Genomic DNA, 19,124 nt, shown 5'->3' with positions numbered 1-19,124 from the left:
GAAGGGTTTTCATGAACGCAAAGCTTGGATCCGACGAGACCCCCGAAGACGGGACGCCTCAAGAGGAGCCGACTCAGGAGGAGGCGGCGCAGGAAGAAACCTCGCAGGAGGAAACTCCCGAAGACGAGCCGACTCAGGAGGAATCGACTCAGGACCAACCGGCTGAGGACGAGGCGGCTCAGGATGAGACGCCGCAAGAGGATGCGTCTCAAGAGGAGACTCCCCAAGACGAGACCATTCGGGACGAGTCAGCTCAGGAAGAGACGGCTCACCAAGAGCAGGACCCCGCCGCGGCTTCCACCGCATCGGTCCCTGAGCCTTCCACTGAGCCTTCGACGGAGCCTTCCGATGAGTCCTCCGCCGCATCTTCCGTTTCGGACTCGGCCTCGGTCTCCACCACCGCTCCCGCCGCCACATCCACCGCCACTGCGTCCGCTTCCACTGCGTCCGCTTCTGCTGCGTCCGCCCCAGGTTCTGCATCGGCTTCCAACCCGCCATCTGAGAAGGCTGGCGGCCACAAGCGCAAACGGCGCGGCCTCGTCGCAGGTTCCATCGTCGGTGGAGTCCTCCTGCTCGCAGCTGGCGCCTACGCCGGAACCGCCTGGTTCACCTCAGATAAGCTCCCTGCCCACATCACGGTGAGCGGGGTCGATATCTCTGGCCTTTCCAGCCAGGAAGCCGCCGTGAAACTAGAGAAAGAGCTCGGCGGCAGCCTCACCAAGAAGCTGACGCTCACCGCTGGGTCCGCGACAGCGTCGGTGACCCCCGCTCAGGCCGGTGTCGGAATCGACGTTGAGGCGACACTTGCAGATCTGTCTGGGTGGACGTGGAACCCGAAGATCATTCTCGAACGTTTATCCGGAACCCAAGAGCTCGAGGTCAAGCAGACCCTCGATGAAGAAGCCCTCACGACCAGCGCAGAGAAGATCTCTGATGCACTCACTAATGACCCGGTCGAAGGAAAACTGAGCCTCACCGAGGGCGGCCCTGAGTTCACTCAACCGAAAGACGGCCACGACGTCAGCGAACAGATCGCCCGGAACAGCATCACCAAGAACGCGTTCGCCAAAGAACGCAAAATCGAGGTCGCATCCAACGTCATCGAACCCGACGTCACCACCGAAAGATGGAACGAATTCATCAAAACCACGGTGGACCCATACCTCTCTGGCCCAGTCACGGTGAAAGCCGGAGGCGAGCGGGCCGAACTGGGCGTGGCTACTCTCGCTCAGGCTACCGTCGTAGACGTCAAGGACTCCTCCCCCGAACTGAAAACGGACGATGAGGCGTTGAAATCCGCGGTAGAAAAAGCCAACCCTAAGCTCAACACCACGGCACAAGACGCAAGCCTCAAACTGGTCGGGACAGGCTCGAACGCGAAAGCGGAGATAGTACCGGGCAAAAGCGGTAAAGGACTAGACAGTGAGGAGCTAGGCAAAAAGGTCCGCGAAGCCGCCGCATCCACGTCTGATCGCATCGCGGACGTGCCGTTCAAAGCCCAGGAACCATCCGTAACCACCGCGCAAGCGAAGAAGTGGAACGTTACCAAGGTCGCTGAGTTCGCAACACCGTACCCTTATGACCCAACCCGGACTAAGAACCTCGAAGCCGGTTCACGACGCATCAACGGTAGCGTCATCCTGCCCGGTGAGTCTTTCGATCTTGCCACCAAGTTCGGCCCAGTTACGGAAGCAAACGGCTATTACTCATCCGGTGTGGTGGTCAACAGCGTCTCGACCAAGGCAGTCGGTGGGGGCCTTTCACAGATCGCGACGATGGCGTATAACGCCGGATACCTCGCAGGCATGGACATCCAGGAGTGGAGGCCACACAACCGTTGGTTCGACCGCTACCCAGCTGGACGTGAATCCACATATTGGGAAGGCTCGATCAACGTCAAGTGGAAGAACAACACCAAGGCTCCCGTCGTGGTCGCGATGTGGCTGGAGAACAACAAGGTTAACACCGCCGTGTTTGGCCATAAGACCTGGAAAGTGAAAACCACCACGAGCGACTTCTACGACTACACGTCTGGCCCAACGCTGACCTCGGACGATCCGAACTGTATCCCGGAATCCAGCGGCAAGAAGGGCTTCACCGTTAATGTCACGCGAACTCGCACCAACGTTGATACCGGCGAAGTTCTCAAGGACTCCCAGACCACACGTTATGAGGGCTGGCCTAACGTAACCTGCAGCAAGGACTAGGCTGTAGCACAAGATAGTTAGCCGCGACGAGCTCAGCAAGCAGTCCTGCGGAACAGCGTGAAGGGGCGACCACTTTGGACAAGTGGTCGCCCCTTCACATGTGCTGGCCCCTACGTTGAGGCCTAAGGGCCTTCGTCAGCGGATAATCCCTTAGAGGTTAAAACCCTTATCGAGGAAGCCTTTAGCGCCACCGACGTATTCGGTGTGCATGTGCTCGACGTCATCCATAGCCATCCGAGCAACCTCTTGAGCGAACTCAGCAACCGAGTACAAGCGGCCAGCTTCCTCGCGGCGCGCTTCGATCGCACCTGGCTCAACGCGGTCCAGAAGCGTTGCGGTGATGGTGCCTTCGATCATGTCACCCGAGACCACCACGAACGTGATATCGGCTTCAGCGAACTCGTGTTCACGCTCTCTCAACGCGGTCTCACCTGCGCGCTTCGACTTGGCAACCATCTCGTAGGCCGGAAGCGTTGGGTGGGTTTCGATGAAGTGGGCCTGATTGCTGGTCACGAACACTACGCGGCCGCCCGGGCGGATCGACGGGAACGCGGCATCGAGCATACCCACCTGAGCGTCACGGTTCAGGCGCATCGCGTAATCTTCGCCACGGTCGGACTCCATACCGCCCGATGCGTTGAGCACGAGAATGTCGAGGTGGCCGAAGTTCTCTACGGCGGCTTTCACGAGCGCCTCACGATCCTCTGCGACCGTGAGGTCCGCCTTGACCGCTACCGCACGGCCACCGGCTTCCTCGATGGCTTTGACAACCTTATTCGCCCGCGGCGCTTTATCGCGGTAATTCACCACGACAGCGGCACCTTCAGCCGCGAGAATCTTCGCGGTATCCGCACCGATTCCACGGCTGGAACCAGTAACGATCGCTACCTTGCCTTCAAGCTTGGACATGCAAACCTACTTTCAGTAAAACGTCTCAGAGCAAAGAGAATCTAGGCCGGGGCCTAGTGCCCCATCCCCAGCCCGCCGTCGACGGGTACAACCGCGCCAGAGATATAGCCGGCGTCTTCCGATGCCAGCCACACTGCGACCTTGGCTACTTCTTCAGAGGAAGCGAAACGGCCCGCTGGGATCTGTTGCTTGTACTGCTTCTTCAGATCCTCGTCAAGAGCCTCAGTCATGTCTGTCTCGATGAAGCCGGGGGCGATCAGGTTCGCGGTAATGCCGCGCGAACCCAGTTCACGAGTAACGGAACGCGCAATCCCGACGAGCCCGGCTTTCGATGCTGAATAGTTGACCTGGCCTGCCCCACCCAGCAAACCAACAACAGAGGATATGAGGATCACGCGGCCGAAACGAGCCTTGACCATACCTTTCGTGGCGCGCTGAACCACACGGAACGCACCCGTGAGATTCGTGTCCACAACATCGGTGAAGTCGGATTCGCTCATCCGCATCAAAAGAGTGTCGCGAGTAATACCTGCGTTGGCAACCACCACGGTGATCGGGCCGAGTTTCTGCTCAACCTCAGCCATCGCGGCATCAACGCTGCCGCTATCGGTCACATCGGCCTTGACAGAAAGAATCCCCTCAACCGGTGCAGGCTCAGACCGAGTTGTCACCGCCACCTGGTAACCGGCTTTGAGGAACTGCTCAGCGATCGCCAAACCAATCCCCCTGTTACCACCGGTCACTAATACAGTGCGTGCGGGTGTATCCGTGGTTTTCGTGGTCGCGGCACTCGCGCTCATGCATCTCCTTGAGCAGGTCAGCGCACACCCGTTCCCGGGGTGTGCAATAAGCCAATGTGATGTACGTGTTCAGTCTACCGAGTGCGGTGCGTAAGCTGGCAGGAAGCCAACACCCGTGATGCGTACCTAGGATGCCGGCATCGAACGAGTGGGAGTCCATAATAGATACAATGGCTAAAAAGGATGCGACCGTAGCTGCGGAATACTCGATCACCGACGCCCAAGAGGCGGCGTCGCTTGAGGCACGCCATCGTCACCGTATGTACGCGCTCAAGATGACTCTGCGCGTCATTTGCTTCCCGCTCGGCGGTATCATCGCCTACTACGGGAACCTATGGGTGGGCCTTGGTCTTCTACTGTTCGCTACCGTGATCCCCTGGTTCGCCGTCGTGAGCGCGAACGCGATCCAGCCTTCCGACACCGTGGACCCCACGTGGGCAGATCAACAGGCACCTACTGAGTTGTCGAGCACCTACGTCGAAGACCAAGAGGATAAGGCCTCCGAACAGGTCATCCAGGTTCATAGCGAGCAACACCAACGTTCACAAGCGGCTGGAAACAACGATGCGGGGCATGCCTGATTATGGATGTGCTCGGTTTTCTATCAGGTCAGCACAAAGACGATGATGCAACGGCGCAGGAAGACTCAACACTCACCTGCTCCCGCAAAGGCTGTAAGGCGGAAGCGAGCTATGTTCTGGAGTGGAACAACCCGAAGGTCCACTCCCCTGACCGCCGTAAACAATGGCTTGCGTGCAATGAGCACCGCGAGTATCTCAGCGAATTCCTCAACGCTCGCCTATTCCTCAAAAACGTTGTCCCTGTAGCGACATTGCACACAGCGCAGGCGCACGCCTCGAATGAAGACTCAGCGACTCAGAGGGAGGAGCCCTAGGTGTATAAGTTTTTAGCTTCCACTCGCTGGATCGGCTGGCTTCTGATGGTCCTGTTCTTCGCAGCGATTTGCGCTGGGTTGAGCTGGTGGCAGTGGGACCGCCGGGCCGATGTCGCGCAAACGAACCGGCTCATCGAACAGAACTGGAACGCTACCCCGATCGAGCTAGCCCCTGATAGCCCGTGGCTTGAGTCCCTGCCAGAAGACAAGCAATACACTCCGGTTAGGCTCGAGGGCCGCTACCTGAGCGATCAACAGCTCATGGTGCGTATGCGCTCTGGCAACGGTCGGGTCGGTATGGAGCAGCTGGTTCCATTCGAGACCAATGACGGCGTGATCCTCGCTGTTGACCGCGGTTGGATGCCCAACGGCGACGGCCCTGACCAGCACCCCGACAACGTGCCTGCACCTCCCCGAGGCGAGGCGAGCATCGTGGTTCGTTTGGTGCGTGGTGAACCTAATATTGGCAGGGATGCCCCTGCCAGGCAGATCGCCTCAGTTGATCTGGTTGGGGCCGCCCAGGTGACGGGACTGGATATCGCCCCGGGCGCCTACGGTTGGCTTGCTTCGGAAGAGCCGAGCGTTGAAACTCCAGCGCTACTGCAAGAGCCGTCCGAAGACGAAGGCATGCATTGGTCCTATGCCTTACAGTGGATGGCTTTCGGCCTCTTGTTCTTCATCGGTTTCGGATATGCGGCACGACAACAGGCCAAAATCAACGCTGAACGCAAGCAAGCCCAGGCCGCCGGTGCTACAGGGGCCGATGGCGAGGGCACGTCTGAGCCGATGTTCCAGGCCCGGCGGGTGGCTCAGAAGAAACAGCGCCGCCCGCGCCGTGACGGTTCGGCACACGATGAAGACATCGAAGACGCCTACCTCGACGCGCAAGGTTATGAGGATGAAACTCCCCTAGCCGAACCGCAACGAGAAGACCACACGTGGATGTCGGATAAGACCTAGCCCTCCGTTCAAGAGCTAGGCGTCCGTTCAAGAGCAAACGCATCCAGTTGCTTCTTCTCTATGCTAAGGAAACGAGCTCGAGGTATTCGTCGTTGAACAAGTCCTCGGTGCCATCTGGCAAGAGCAGGACCCGTTCGGGGTTGAGCGCGGCTACCGCTCCCTCATCGTGGGACACCAAGATCACCGCGCCCTCATAGGTGGCCAGCGCACCGAGGATCTGTTCACGAGAGGCCGGGTCAAGGTTGTTAGTGGGCTCGTCCAGGAGCAATACGTTCGCATGAGAAGCCACGATCATCGCCAAAGCTAGGCGGGTTTTCTCGCCACCTGAGAGCACACGTGCGGGTTTGTCCACGTCATCACCAGAGAACAAGAACGAACCCAAGATCGAACGCACTTGGGCATCCCCTAAATGGCTTGGAGCGGTGCGGCGCATATTCTCCAGTACGGTTTTCTCACCATCGATCGTGTCGTGTTCCTGAGCGAAATAACCGATCTTGCATCCATGCCCGTAAACGACCTGCCCAGAGTTCGGTTCATCAACCCCGGCAAGCAGGCGCAACAGCGTGGTTTTACCGGCACCGTTGAGACCCAACACGACCACACGGGAACCACGGTCGACCGCAAGATCCAGGCCAGTGAAGATCTCGAGTGAACCGTAGGCGCGGCTCAAACCTTCCGCAGAGATAGGCACTTTCCCGCACGGGGCCGGGTCCGGGAAGCGAAGCGCCGCAACCTTATCCGCTTGCCGTTCAGGCTCGATGCCCCGCAACATGCGTTCCGCGCGTTTGATCATGGACTGCGCCGCCACAGCCTTGGTAGCCTTAGCACGCATCTTATCTGCCTGAGCCAACAACGCTGATGCCTTCTTTTGGACGTTGGCGGCTTCACGGCGGCGGGCCCGCTCATCGGTTTCCCGTTGCTCCAGGTACTTCTTCCACCCGAGGTTATATTGGTCGATCGTGGCACGGTTGGCGTCCAGGTGGAACACCTTGTTCACAACCGCCTCCAGCAAGTCCGTATCGTGGGAAATGATCACGAACCCGCCCTCATAGGCCTGCAGGAACTCTCGCAGCCAGATGATCGAGTCTGCATCCAAGTGGTTGGTCGGCTCATCCAATAGCAGCGTGTCGGCTTGCGAATACAGGATGCGAGCAAGCTCAACACGGCGGCGTTGACCACCCGAGAGCGTACCGATCGGTTGCGCCAAGACCCGCTCAGGTAAGTCGAGGTTATTGCAGATGGTTGCCGCTTCCGATTCAGCCGCATAACCTCCCGCGGCTAAAAACTGGGCCTCCAAGCGGTCATAGCGGCGCATCGCCTTCTGCGCAATAGCCGGGTCATCACTGGCCATCTGTGCTTGCGATTCACGCAACTTGGTTATGACGTTATCGAGGCCACGGGCCGATAAGATGCGGTCGCGAGCCAGCTGTTGCATATCCGGAAGATGGGTGTCCTGCGGAAGATAGCCGATCTCTCCGCGGCGCTCGATGCTGCCGTCGGCCGGGAGCCCCTGGCCAGCCAACACCTTCGTTAACGTTGTTTTTCCCGCGCCGTTACGCCCCACCAAGCCGATCTTGTCTCCGCGGTCAACCCTGAACGAGACCTCGTCCATGAGCAAGCGCGCACCCACGCGCAGCTCCACATTGTCCACGGAAATCAAGACAACCCCCAATACGGCTGAAAACGAACTTTCCTAGTCTACCCAGGGGTTGGCGCGAAAACGCTGTGCCTTTCACCGCGCGGGCACCTTCACGCGTGACTTCCTGGTCGCTAATAGTTAAAGCTGTGCGGGGTTGAGCACCGTATAGATACTCAACCCCGCACAGTTCTAGCCCAAGCGTGAGCTTCTAGATAACGCTCTGCTTAGATGTTGAATCCGAGCGCGCGCATCTGGTCGCGGCCGTCTTCGGTGATCCGTTCAGGACCCCACGGCGGCATCCACACCCAGTTGACGCGGTATTCATCAACCATGGTGCCAATAGCCGAGTCGATCTGATCTTCAATCACATCGGAGAGCGGGCACGCCGCCGTGGTGAGCGTCATGTCGATCACGAGCGCACCCTCGTCGTCATATGCCATGCCGTAGAGCAACCCGAGGTCAACCACATTGACGCCAAGCTCCGGGTCAATCACCTCATGCAACGCCTCGGTGACATCCTCGATGGGTGCCAGATCTTTTGCGTTCTCAGCCATGAGGGATCACGCCTTAGCGAGGTACTTGTCGTACCCCTCTTCTTCAAGCTTGGTAGCGAGCTCTGGGCCGCCCTGATCAACCATGTGGCCGTCAACGAACACGTGCACAAAGTCAGGCTTGATGTAGTTCAGGATGCGGGTGTAGTGCGTGATCAGCATGACACCCATGTTGTTGCTTTCCTGGACACGGTTCACACCTTCGGAAACGATGCGCAACGCATCGACGTCCAAGCCGGAGTCGGTCTCATCAAGTACCGCATACTTTGGCTTGAACAGTTCCATCTGGATGATTTCAGCTCGCTTCTTCTCGCCACCGGAGAAGCCTTCGTTGATGTTGCGGTTAGCGAACTCTGGATCCATCTTGAGCGCTTCGAAAGCACCCTTGACGTCCTTAGCCCACGTGCGCAGCTTCGGTGCCTCGCCATCGAGTGCAGTCTTGGCGGTACGCAGGAAGTTCGTCATGGTAACGCCCGGCACCTCGACTGGGTACTGCATCGCGAGGAACAATCCGGCTTTAGCGCGCTCGTCAACTTCCATCTCCAAGACGTCCTCACCGTCGAGGGTGATGGAGCCGCCGGTCACGATGTAAGACGGGTGGCCTGCGATGGTTGCAGCGAGCGTGGACTTACCGGAGCCGTTAGGACCCATGATCGCGTGGGTCTCACCTGGCTTGATGGTCAGGTTGACGCCTTTGAGGATTTCCTTGAATCCCTGATCGGTCTCGATGCCGACCTTCAGGTCTTTGATTTCAAGAGTGTTCATGAAAAGTCGATTCTCCTTGTGAGAAGTGAAGGTCAGTTATCGTTGACGGCCAGCTCGGCCTCGATGGTCGCGTTGAGGGAATCCTCAATCTCAGGAACATCGATCTTCTGGATGATTTCGTTCAGGAAGCCACGGACCACCAAGCGGCGCGCCGTTTTCTCGTCGATACCGCGGGCCATGAGGTAGAACAGGTGCTCGTCATCGAAGCGACCCGTGGTAGCCGCGTGGCCTGCACCTTCGATGACGCCGGTCTCGATTTCGAGGTTCGGCACCGAGTCGGCGCGTGCGCCTTCCGACAGCACGAGGTTACGGTTGGCTTCGTAGGTTGTGGTGCCTTCACCGGCAACCGGGATGAGGACGTCGCCAACCCACACCGAGTGCGCACCGTCGCCCTGCAACGCACCCTTATAGAGGGCATCGGACGTGCAGTTCGCGGATGCATGGTTGATGAACAGGCGGTGTTCTTGGTGCTGGCCCGCGTCGGTGAAGTACAACCCGTAGACGTAGGCTTCGCCTCGTTCACCCGCGAAACGTACCGATGGCGTCAGGCGGACGAGGTCGCCACCGAAGGTCACCACCACGTGCTTGAGTTTGGCCTCAGCGCCGAGGCGTGCCTGCATGTTCGCAGCATGCACGGCGTCGTCTTCCCAGTTCTGTAGCGAAACGATGGTCAGCTCAGCGCCGTCCTTGACGTCGTATTCGATGTGCTGGGTCAGAACCGCCGAACCTACGTGGTCGAACACGACGGTTGCCTTGGAGCCGGGCTCGGCTACAACCGTGATGTGCTGGCCTGCCGGGTCCTGATGCTCACCACGTAGCGTGAGCTTGGTGACGAGCCCGTCGGTTTCAGCGGGAACTGTCACGAGATCCACGTGTTTGGCGGCTGCGTAGGCGTTCGCCGAGAGCCGGTCTTCTGGCTCCATGAAGGAAACGGCCGCGTGATCCTGGGCGACCTGTTCGATGCGGACCTCGCCGGTACCGGTGAGGACCTCTTGGTTCAGGCTCGGTGCAGTACCTGTCAGATCATCCTTGTGGAGGCCTTTCAGGCGGCGCAGTGGGGTGAAGCGGAAATCCTCTTCACGGCCGGTGAGCTGCGGGAAGTCTTCAACGTTGAAGCTCGTGGCGCGGCCGGCACGCGAAGAATCGTTAGCGCCACCCCAGCCCTCGGCTGCCCCGCCGTGGGAGTGGCTCTTCACGGCAGCCCCTGCGATGGGGCTACCGCCGTGAGCCTGATCAGCGTTCATCGGGGATAGGTCTTCGCCTTCCTCCGTGAAGCCCGCGATCAGTGGTGCGCCCTGTGGACGCTGTGTGGAAGTCGTCTCAGACATATCAGCCAACAGATCCTTCCATCTGAAGTTCAATTAGACGGTTGAGTTCAAGCGCGTACTCCATCGGGAGCTCGCGGGAGATCGGCTCGACGAAGCCGCGAACGATGAGCGCCATCGCTTCGTCTTCAGGAATACCGCGGGCCATGAGGTAGAACAGTTGGTCTTCGGAAACCTTCGAAACTGTGGCTTCGTGGCCCATCTGTACGTCGTCCTCACGGATGTCGATGTACGGGTAGGTGTCCGAACGCGAGATCGTATCGACCAAGAGCGCATCACATTCGGTGTTGTTCTTGACACCGTGGGCACCTTCACGCACCTGCACGAGGCCGCGGTAACCGGAGCGGCCGCCGTTACGGGCGATCGACTTCGCGACGATCGAGGACGAGGTGTTTGGTGCGATGTGCACCATCTTCGAGCCGGTGTCCTGGTGCTGGCCGGCACCAGCGAACGCGATCGAAAGGGTCTCGCCGCGGGCGTGTTCACCAGTGAGGTAGACAGCCGGGTACTTCATGGTGACTTTGGAACCGATGTTGCCATCGACCCATTCCATGACCGCGCCTTCTTCGCATACTGCGCGCTTGGTGACGAGGTTGTACACGTTGTTCGACCAGTTCTGGACGGTCGTGTAGCGAACGCGGGCACCCTTCTTCGCGATGATCTCAACCACAGCGGAGTGCAGGGAGTCCGACTTATAGATCGGGGCCGTGCAGCCTTCAATGTAGTGAACGTAGGAATCCTCGTCAGCGATGATGAGGGTGCGTTCAAACTGGCCCATGTTCTCCGTGTTGATGCGGAAGTAGGCCTGCAGCGGGATCTCGACGTGTACACCCTTCGGGACGTAGACGAAGGAACCGCCGGACCACACTGCGGTGTTGAGTGCCGCGAACTTGTTATCGCCAGCTGGGATCACGGTGCCGAAGTACTCTTCGAAGAACTCCGGGTGCTCTTTCAAAGCGGTGTCAGTGTCAAGGAAGATGACACCTTGTTCTTCAAGGTCCTCGCGGATCTGGTGGTAGACAACCTCGGATTCGTACTGGGCGGCAACACCAGCTACGAGGCGGTTGCGTTCTGCCTCTGGGATGCCAAGCTTTTCGTACGTGTTGCGGATATCTTCTGGAAGGTCTTCCCAGGTTTGGGCCTGGCCTTCGGAAGCACGGACGAAGTACTTGATGTTGTCGAAGTCGATGCCGGAGAGGTCTGGGCCCCAGGTTGGCATTGGCTTGCGTTCAAAGTACTTCAGTGCGCGCAGACGCCTGTTGAGCATCCATTCGGGTTCGTCCTTCTTAGCCGAGATGGAGCGCACGCGGTCTTCGTCGAGGCCACGCTCTGCGTCCTGTCCGGCGGCGTCGGAGTCAACCCAACCGTATTCGTAGTTACCAATACCCTCGAGTTCCGGGTTCGCCTCGAGGATTTCGGCGATTACACCTGGATCCTTTGCGCTAGGCGCCTGTTGATCCGTCATCGCGTCCTCTTCTCTGCTGGCACTCGCCAGCGTCGGGTCACTGATGTTTGTTCCAATGAGATGTTTTCCTCTGACGCCGATATCGGTGTTCGGCGTCTGCGCCCAGATACGCTGTCAACGTTGAGCGCGCGAGTTGCCATTGCGGTACAACGGTGGCGGTGTGGGATTTATTCCGCCCCGCAGCCCAAAAAACTGAATTACCGAACTTAACTGTTGCGTTATTCGGCATCTGCGTCAACTAAGCCACACCTCAGTTCATTCATGGGATATACCTACCGCGATCCGCTGTGCTGGCGACCACTATGCTCGCGATTCGCTGTGGTCACGATCCGTCATGCGCTGTCCAAGGCCTACTTATCACCCGATGGGCGCCGCGGCCCAGCCACGCGGGTGACTTTCTCCCGCGGAACGGGCGTACCCCTACCGGCAGAGCCGCGCTCAACAGGCACGTGGGTGGTGCAGACGTGCCCGCCGGCCGCCATCGTCGACAACCGCCGCACATCCACACCTAAGACCCGCTGGAACATTTCCGTTTCCGCATCACAAATCGCGGGCACCGCCGCGGCGATATCCACCACCGGGCAGTGAGCCTGGCAGATCTGTTTAGCCCGCATCGGGGTCCTGCCGGCAGGGATCGAGACGTCCCGCGTGAATCCCATGTAGCCGTCGGCGGCGAGCGCGCGGGCTAGTGCCTCGATGCGCTCGGGCCCTTTTTCGGTGCCTTCAAGCATCGCGGTGTAGCGGGCTTCTTGTTCGAGTGCGAGTTCGCGTGCGAACTCTTCTACTGCGCGTTCCCCACCTAGTGCGTATAGACGGGAGATGGCTTTGATCGCTACGTCAGCGTTTCGGGAGCCCCACTGGGATTGGCCTTGCGGGTTGACCACGTAGTGGCGTGCGGGGCGTCCGGCTCGGGATGGTCTGTGCCCCATCTCTTTGACTTCGATGAGGCCTTCTTCTTCGAGTTTGTCGAGGTGGCGGCGGATCGCGGCTGCGGTGTGGCCTAGTTCTTTGCCGAGTTTGGCCGCGGTGATGGGGCCGTTCATCATGACGCTATGCAACACGCGGTCGCGCGTGGATTCTTCCGGGGCAAGGTGCGGCTCCCGTTCAGCAGCCCCATCCCGCGTATCGCGATCAACAGCATCGTTGCTGGACTGAGCAGAGTTGCTGGTCTGGGCAGACATGAACGTTTGCCACCTTTCCTCGTTGAGGGTTAACGCAACTGTCCACCATCGTAACTACTCGATCCGGGATCGCGCGCGTGGCTCGATACGATGGCACCGTGGCCCAACATCATTTACCCCAGGTTTCCGTGCCCGAAACGCAGGCTGCGGATGTTGCCCTCGAGGTTTCGGGGCTTGCGAAAACTTTCGGTTCGAAAACCCGCCCTATCAAGGCAGTTCAAGGCGTGTCCTTCACCGCGGCCCGTGGGCAGGTGACGACCCTGCTCGGAACGAACGGTGCAGGTAAATCCACAACCCTCGCGTGCTGCCAGGGCTTGCAAAAGCCTGACGCCGGAAAAATTTCTTTGCTGGGCCAGACCCCTTGGGGTGCGTCTGCCACATTGCGCTCCCGTGTAGGCGTCATGTTGCAAGACGGTGGACTACCACCAGCACAGACCCCACTACGTCTGCTCAAACACGTTGCGGGCCTGTTCCAGAATCCCCGCCCGCTGCCTGAGCTCATGGAGCAGCTCAACATCGCGCACCTCGCGCGCCGCTCCATCCGGCGCCTCTCAGGTGGCGAGAAACAGCGGGTTTCCCTCGCGATGGCGATGCTGGGGCGGCCCGAAGTTCTCTTCCTCGATGAGCCAAGTGCTGGGCTTGACCCACAGTCACGACTGCTTGTCTTCGACATCATCAAAGAACTCACAAGCGATGGCGCGGCGGTTGTTCTCACAACCCACCTGCTCGAAGAGGCCGAACGGCTCTCCGATTACATCCTCATCATGGACCGCGGACGCGTCGTGAAGCAGTCGAGTGTGTCTGACCTCTTAGACGCCGACTCAACGGCAAGCCTCAGTCTCACTCTCCCCGAGGCCGTTGACCTCGCACGCATCCTTGACCAAACCGGCGTGCACCTCACCGCAACCAACACAAGACCAGGCGCATGGACTATCGAGGATGTGACGGCTCCCCAGCAGCTGCGCGAACTAGCATCTGCGCTCGAGAAGGCAGACCTCATGCCCACCAGTATGCACCTGGGACGCCGTAGCCTCGAGGACGTTTTCCTTGAGGTCGCATCGCAATCCACCGAAGGCGAGGCCTGACATGACTACGACTGCAAGCCTTCCGGCTCCCGCGCTCACCCGGATCCTGCGCCATGCCGGCTACGAAACCCGGATCATCGTGACCAATGCGGAACAACTCCTGGTCTCCCTCATCCTGCCGCTACTCGCACTCGGGGCTCTGACCACCACATCGGTACTCGACGGCATCGCGGACACCCGCATCAACGCTGCAACCCCGGGCGTGCTCGCACTCGCACTCGTGAGCGTGGGCTTCACTGGCCAAGCGATCCAAACCGGCTTCGACCGACAGTACGGCGTGTTGCGTGCGCTGGCCACAACTCCCCTCGGCAAGTCAGGGCTCATCCTCGGCAAGATCACGGCCGTCGCCATAGTCGCGTTACTCCACGTGGCCGTGCTCAGCACCGTCGCGGTGTTCCTCGGATGGCAACCAAAACCCACGTTCGGATGGGCCGTTCTCATCGGGGTTCTTGGCGTCATCACATTCACTGCTCTGGGCCTACTGATCGCTGGAACCGTGCGAGCACAAGCAACGCTCGCCATCACCAACATCGGCCTCGTTCTGATCGCTGCGATCGGCGGCGTGCTCATGCCCCTGACCCGCCTGCACGATGCGCTCGCAGGTTTCGTACAGCTCTTGCCTTCCGCAGCGCTCGGCGAAGGAATGCGCGACGCGCTTGCACACGGCCACATCAACATCCAAGCCACGATCGTGCTCGCCGGGTGGGCCCTGATCCTCGTCGCGGCCGCAATACGCAACTTTAGGTGGGAGAATTGACGGTGCGGCATTGCGCTTCTCGATGATGAGCCTGCCCCATTCGAGCCCACAACCGAACCTCACACCGAGCCCCAGAAAGGAACCGTCATGACAGCGACCACCTCGTCGCCAACCCAGCCGACTGGCTCACAAGCCAGCGGCTACCAGCCGGTGACGAAAACCGCTCACGGTCTAGCAATCGCTTCCCTGATCTCACAGATCGGGATCATCGTGACCGGTGGTGCCGTCCGGTTGACCAAATCCGGCCTCGGTTGTTCAGAGTGGCCCAAGTGCACGCCTGAAACCATGACCCCTACCCCGGAAATGGGTATCCACGGTCTCATCGAATTCGGTAACCGCACCCTGACCTTCGTGCTTGCGGCGATCGCAGTCGCGATGATCGTTGCCGCGTGGCGTTCCCGCAAGGCTCACAAGAACATCTTCGTGCTGTCCTGGGCGCTTCTAGGCATCATCCCGGCACAGGCTGTGATCGGCGGCATGACGGTTCTCACCAAGCTCAACCCCTGGGTCGTCTCACTGCACTTCCTTGCATCCGCCGCGTGCGTGGCTCTCGCGGTTCTGCTCGTCAACCGCACCGGCCGCGCCTACCGCAACCCAGGCGTCGAAAGCTCTGTAGCCCTCAAGGAAAACGTGCCGTTCACTCCGCAGCCAGTGTTTGGCCCGCTGCGTGTGATCGCAGCGACTGCATGGGCTCTGGCCGCTTGGATCATCGTGATGGGAACTACCGTGACCGGCACCGGCCCGCACGCAGGTGACGAAAGCGCGCCACGACACACGTTCAACGCCCTCATCGTGACTCGGATGCACACCATCCCCGTCTACGCGATGACGTTGCTGATCATCGTTGGCCTTGTCATTGTGATGCGCCGCAACATCGCGAGCCTCAAGAACGCCTACCTCATGGCGATCGGCGTGATCCTCATCCAGGCAGGCATCGGCTATTGGCAGCACTTCTCAGGCCTTCCGATCGGCCTGGTTCTGGCACATATGCTCGGCTCGGCACTACTGCTCTCCGCGGTGACCAACGTGTGGGACCGTACCGTCAACTAGCCAGCACCAGACGCACGGCAACACCAGCCACGCGAAACCCAACCAAACGAGAGAGCCGCGCTTCACTCAGCGAGTGAAGCGCGGCTCTGTCGGTAAGTAAATACGTTTTAGCCCAGAAGCGGCGAACCAACGAACGGGTCGATCGCCAGGCCAATGAACAGAAGCGTGAGGTACATGATCGAGAGGTGGAACACGCGCATCGCCTTCCGGTTGAGGCTCTTCGCGCTGTGATCCTGCGCCGCTTCACGGTGCAGAATATGGGATTCCCAAATGAACCATCCACCCGAGGCCAGCGCAACCACTGTGTACACGATGCCGGCGTCCCCCATCGGGATCAGCAACAGCGAGCACGCGACCGTAGCCCACGCGTACACAACAACCTGAGCGGACACCGTGCGGCCCTGGGCAACAGCACCCAGCATCGGAACGTCGGCGCGTTCGTAGTCCTCCGAATACTTCATGGACAGCGGCCAGTAGTGCGGCGGGGTCCACAAGAAGATGATGAGGAACAAGACGATGGCTGGCCACTCGATCGTGTTCTTCACAGCAGCCCAGGCAATCAGAACAGGCATGCAACCTGCGATGCCGCCCCACACGATGTTTTGTATGGTCTTGCGCTTAAGAATCAGCGTATAGAGGACCACATAGAAGAGGATCGCAGCAAGACCCAACGCGGCAGTCAGAAGGTTGGTTCCAGCCCACAACACCGCGATCGAGGCGACACCTAGGATCCACCCGAACACGAGCGCGGCGTTCGGCGTGATTTCCCCGGTCACCAGCGGCCTGTTCTTGGTCCGGTTCATGACCTTGTCCATGTCCCGGTCAAAATAGCAGTTGAACACGCCAGCGCTACCGGCAGCCATCGCCCCACCGATGTTGGTTGCCAGCATCGCAACCAGGTCCGGCCAGCCGCGTTGAGCGAAGATCATGGTCGGCAACGTGGTCACAAGCAACAGCTCGATCACGCGCGGCTTGGTCAGAGCCAAGTACGCTTTAGCCTTGCGCGAGAGGAAGACGCCATGTGTCTCGCCGGGCTGGCGCTGATGGCGCGGCACGGCGGGAGTAGACGTTTCCTGATGGCTCAAGGTGGACATTGACTGTTACCTCATGACGTTGGGTCGCGCCAAACCGCGGGGCGCAGTGATGCGGGGCACAGGAAGAGAGGATTCCTGCATTCTTCCACCTATTCTACCGCCCTATGCGCTCGATTCCCTGACATCTGCGGGTAGGCTTAGATACAGCCTCGATACGTCACCGATCATCAGCGTTAAGTGACCGTTCTGTTAGCGAGTAGTTCGAAAGGACCATTAATGCCTTCGGCGAGCCAGACCTTCACCTGGACACAAGAAGATGCCGCCGCGGTAGATACCGCACGAGTTTTGGCCGCTGATGCGGTTGAGAAGGTGGGCAATGGTCACCCAGGCACCGCCATCTCGCTCGCACCCGTAGCCCACCTGCTTTTCCAGAAGCATATTCGCCACAACCCTCAGGACCCTCAGTGGGCGGGCCGCGACCGTTTCATCCTCTCCCCTGGCCATACTTCGCTGACCCTCTATACTCAGCTGTTCATGACCGGCTACGGTCTGAGCCTTGATGACATGAAGGCTCTTCGCACTTGGGATGCTTTGACCCCGGGCCACCCAGAGTACGGCCACACTGCAGGCGTTGAATTCACCACGGGCCCACTGGGCCAGGGCTTGGCTTCGGCTGTTGGTTTCGCTTACGCTCAGCGCCGCATGCGTCGTCTATTCGATAAAGATGCCCCTGCTGGTGAGTCGCCGTTTGACCACCGGATCTATGTGATCGCATCCGATGGCGATCTGCAGGAAGGCGTTACATCCGAGGCGTCTTCCCTGGCTGGTCACCAGCAACTGGGTCAGCTCGTGGTGATTTGGGATGACAACGAGATCTCTATCGAGGACGACACGAACGTCGCTTTCACTGAGGACGTCGAGGCCCGCTACCGCGCTTACGGCTGGCATACCCAGCGCGTCGACTGGTTGCGCACTGGCGACTACGTCGAGGACATGAAGGCACTGAACGAGGCGATCGAGGCCGCTAAGGCAGAAACCGACCGGCCTTCGTTGATCGCTTTGCGCACCGTAATCGGTTGGCCTTCCCCTACCAAGCAGAACACCGGCGGTATCCACGGCGCCAAGCTCGGAGGAGACGAGGTCGCTGGTTTGAAGAAGGCGGTAGGTTTTGACCCTGAGCGCAGCTTTGTTGTTGACGATGCGGTGCTTACCTACACGCGTAAGGCACAAGAACGCGGTGAACAGTTGCGTAAGAAATGGGACGCCGCGATGGAGGCATGGCGCGCCCGCTCCGAGGATGACACTGTAGCGCTGTATGACCGCTTAGAAAAAGGCGAGCTGCCTGAGGGCTGGACTGAAGCCCTGCCTCACTTTGAAGCCGGTGAGACGATCGCTACCCGCGCCGCCTCCGGCAAGGTCATCAACGCACTGGCCCCTGTGCTTCCCGAGCTGTGGGGCGGCTCAGCGGACCTTGCAGGTTCGAACAACACGTTCATCAACGGCGCCAAGTCTTTCAACCCTTCCACGTGGGCTACCGACACTTATGAGGCGTGCCCAGGCGGGCGCAACCTGCACTTCGGTATCCGCGAGCATGCGGCAGGCGCGATCGTCAACGGCATCGTGACCTCCTCCCCGACCAGGGCCTACTCAGGCACGTTCCTGATCTTCTCCGATTACATGCGCCCTGCAGTGCGTTTGTCCGCGCTGATGGGCATCCCCTCGATCTACGTGTGGACGCACGATTCGATCGGTTTGGGCGAGGACGGCCCGACCCACCAGCCGGTCGAGCAGCTCGCTTCCTTGCGCGCGATCCCGAACCTTGATGTGATCCGCCCAGCGGACGCCAACGAGGTCGCGGTCGCGTGGAAGAAGATGCTTGAGACCACCGATCACCCGACCGCGATCGTCTTGACCCGTCAAGGTGTAGAGACCCTGCCGCGTGAAGAAGACGGTTTCGCCGCAGCTGAGAACGCTGAACGCGGCGCATACATCCTGCGTGAAGCGACCCGCGACGGCGAGGACGTCACCCCGGATGTCATCCTGATCGGAACAGGCTCCGAGGTTGGCCTCGCTGTGGAGGCTCAGAAGACACTGGCCGAACGCGGCATCGCCGCCCGCGTGGTTTCGATGCCGTGCATCGAATGGCTCCGCACCCAGGATGCCGAGTACCGCGAAAAGGTCCTGCCACCTGAGGTCACTGCACGCGTAGCTGTGGAGGCGGCGCACCCGATGAGCTGGTACGAATGGGTTGGTAGCAACGGCCGCATCGTTGGCTTGGATCACTTCGGTGCCTCCGCGGACGGTGACACGCTGTACCGTAAGTTCGGTATCACCGCTGAGGCTGTTGTCGAGGCTGCAGAAGCTCTGGCTGCCCGCTAACGATGGAATAACGCGTGAGCGCCCGCCCCGCGAGCCGCAAGCACTCCCGATAGGCACGCGTGTTTCTCGGGCGCTCACCGCTGTTTTTACACTTGAACTGTTCTTGATTCAGGAGTTGTCCC

The 19,124-nt window shown here is 59.8% G+C and carries 17 protein-coding genes; 8 read left to right on the top strand and 9 right to left on the bottom strand.

The window, feature by feature from the left end; all coding sequences use genetic code 11:
* Positions 1 to 11 precede the first annotated feature (11 nt).
* Positions 12 to 2,207 (top strand): VanW family protein, encoded by a 2,196-nt coding sequence (locus J2S67_RS03475; protein ID WP_310246340.1) that lies wholly within the window; start codon positions 12 to 14, stop codon positions 2,205 to 2,207.
* Positions 2,208 to 2,357: 150 nt separating this feature from the next.
* Here J2S67_RS03475 and J2S67_RS03470 read toward each other — a convergent pair whose 3' ends face one another.
* Together J2S67_RS03470 and J2S67_RS03465 are read right to left on the bottom strand one after the other, a co-directional pair.
* On the bottom strand, positions 2,358 to 3,116 hold the full coding sequence (locus tag J2S67_RS03470; protein ID WP_035755657.1) for an SDR family oxidoreductase: 759 nt from the start codon (positions 3,114 to 3,116) through the stop codon (positions 2,358 to 2,360).
* 53 nt (positions 3,117 to 3,169) lie between these two features.
* The gene (locus J2S67_RS03465) at positions 3,170 to 3,916 is read right to left on the bottom strand and encodes a beta-ketoacyl-ACP reductase (protein WP_310246336.1); all 747 of its coding nucleotides are present in this window, start codon (positions 3,914 to 3,916) and stop codon (positions 3,170 to 3,172) included.
* 170 nt (positions 3,917 to 4,086) lie between these two features.
* On the opposite strand from J2S67_RS03465, the gene J2S67_RS03460 reads away from it, so the two are divergent.
* From J2S67_RS03460 to J2S67_RS03450, 3 genes are read left to right on the top strand one after another with little or no spacing between them, the layout of a single operon-like run.
* Positions 4,087 to 4,497, top strand: a complete 411-nt coding sequence (locus J2S67_RS03460; RefSeq protein ID WP_310246333.1) for a DUF3099 domain-containing protein — start codon at positions 4,087 to 4,089, stop codon at positions 4,495 to 4,497.
* Positions 4,498 to 4,499: 2 nt separating this feature from the next.
* Positions 4,500 to 4,811 (top strand): hypothetical protein, encoded by a 312-nt coding sequence (locus J2S67_RS03455; RefSeq protein WP_310246332.1) that lies wholly within the window; start codon positions 4,500 to 4,502, stop codon positions 4,809 to 4,811.
* Positions 4,812 to 5,771: an SURF1 family cytochrome oxidase biogenesis protein gene (locus J2S67_RS03450; RefSeq protein WP_310246329.1), complete on the top strand. Its 960-nt coding sequence runs from the start codon at positions 4,812 to 4,814 to the stop codon at positions 5,769 to 5,771.
* A gap of 58 nt (positions 5,772 to 5,829) precedes the next feature.
* On the opposite strand, the gene J2S67_RS03445 is transcribed toward J2S67_RS03450, so the two are convergent.
* The 6 genes from J2S67_RS03445 to J2S67_RS03420 form a co-directional block, all read right to left on the bottom strand.
* Positions 5,830 to 7,431, bottom strand: a complete 1,602-nt coding sequence (locus J2S67_RS03445; protein WP_310246326.1) for an ABC-F family ATP-binding cassette domain-containing protein — start codon at positions 7,429 to 7,431, stop codon at positions 5,830 to 5,832.
* 203 nt (positions 7,432 to 7,634) lie between these two features.
* On the bottom strand, positions 7,635 to 7,964 hold the full coding sequence (locus J2S67_RS03440) for a metal-sulfur cluster assembly factor (protein WP_035755651.1): 330 nt from the start codon (positions 7,962 to 7,964) through the stop codon (positions 7,635 to 7,637).
* Between the two features lie 6 nt (positions 7,965 to 7,970).
* Positions 7,971 to 8,726, bottom strand: coding sequence for a Fe-S cluster assembly ATPase SufC (sufC, locus tag J2S67_RS03435; RefSeq protein ID WP_070508115.1), 756 nt, complete (start codon positions 8,724 to 8,726; stop codon positions 7,971 to 7,973).
* 32 nt (positions 8,727 to 8,758) lie between these two features.
* A complete protein-coding gene (gene sufD, locus J2S67_RS03430) occupies positions 8,759 to 10,054 on the bottom strand; it encodes a Fe-S cluster assembly protein SufD (RefSeq protein ID WP_310246323.1) in 1,296 nt (431 codons plus the stop codon).
* Position 10,055: 1 nt separating this feature from the next.
* Positions 10,056 to 11,516, bottom strand: a complete 1,461-nt coding sequence (gene sufB, locus J2S67_RS03425; protein WP_035755647.1) for a Fe-S cluster assembly protein SufB — start codon at positions 11,514 to 11,516, stop codon at positions 10,056 to 10,058.
* Positions 11,517 to 11,866: 350 nt separating this feature from the next.
* Positions 11,867 to 12,697, bottom strand: coding sequence for a helix-turn-helix transcriptional regulator (locus J2S67_RS03420; protein WP_310246319.1), 831 nt, complete (start codon positions 12,695 to 12,697; stop codon positions 11,867 to 11,869).
* A 98-nt stretch (positions 12,698 to 12,795) separates the two neighbouring features.
* Here J2S67_RS03420 and J2S67_RS03415 point away from each other — a divergent pair, with 98 nt between their 5' ends.
* The 3 genes from J2S67_RS03415 (at position 12,796) to J2S67_RS03405 (ending at position 15,589) form a co-directional block, all read left to right on the top strand.
* Positions 12,796 to 13,782: an ABC transporter ATP-binding protein gene (locus J2S67_RS03415; RefSeq protein WP_310246315.1), complete on the top strand. Its 987-nt coding sequence runs from the start codon at positions 12,796 to 12,798 to the stop codon at positions 13,780 to 13,782.
* A gap of 1 nt (position 13,783) precedes the next feature.
* Positions 13,784 to 14,539, top strand: coding sequence for an ABC transporter permease (locus tag J2S67_RS03410; protein ID WP_239446911.1), 756 nt, complete (start codon positions 13,784 to 13,786; stop codon positions 14,537 to 14,539).
* A gap of 87 nt (positions 14,540 to 14,626) precedes the next feature.
* Complete coding sequence (locus J2S67_RS03405; RefSeq protein ID WP_310246311.1) at positions 14,627 to 15,589, top strand: COX15/CtaA family protein; 963 nt, start codon at positions 14,627 to 14,629, stop codon at positions 15,587 to 15,589.
* A 107-nt stretch (positions 15,590 to 15,696) separates the two neighbouring features.
* Here the strand turns inward: J2S67_RS03405 and J2S67_RS03400 are convergent, their stop codons facing one another.
* The gene (locus J2S67_RS03400; protein WP_310246308.1) at positions 15,697 to 16,683 is read right to left on the bottom strand and encodes a heme o synthase; all 987 of its coding nucleotides are present in this window, start codon (positions 16,681 to 16,683) and stop codon (positions 15,697 to 15,699) included.
* A 216-nt stretch (positions 16,684 to 16,899) separates the two neighbouring features.
* On the opposite strand from J2S67_RS03400, the gene tkt reads away from it, so the two are divergent.
* A complete protein-coding gene (tkt, locus tag J2S67_RS03395; protein WP_310246305.1) occupies positions 16,900 to 19,002 on the top strand; it encodes a transketolase in 2,103 nt (700 codons plus the stop codon).
* Positions 19,003 to 19,124: the final 122 nt, after the last annotated feature.

The sequence above is a fragment of the Pseudoglutamicibacter albus genome, from assembly GCF_031458175.1.
GTDB classification, from domain to species: Bacteria; Actinomycetota; Actinomycetes; order Actinomycetales; family Micrococcaceae; genus Pseudoglutamicibacter; species Pseudoglutamicibacter albus.
The sequence above is the reverse complement of the archived record's forward strand: the minus strand, read 5'-3'. Positions and strand labels throughout refer to the sequence as shown.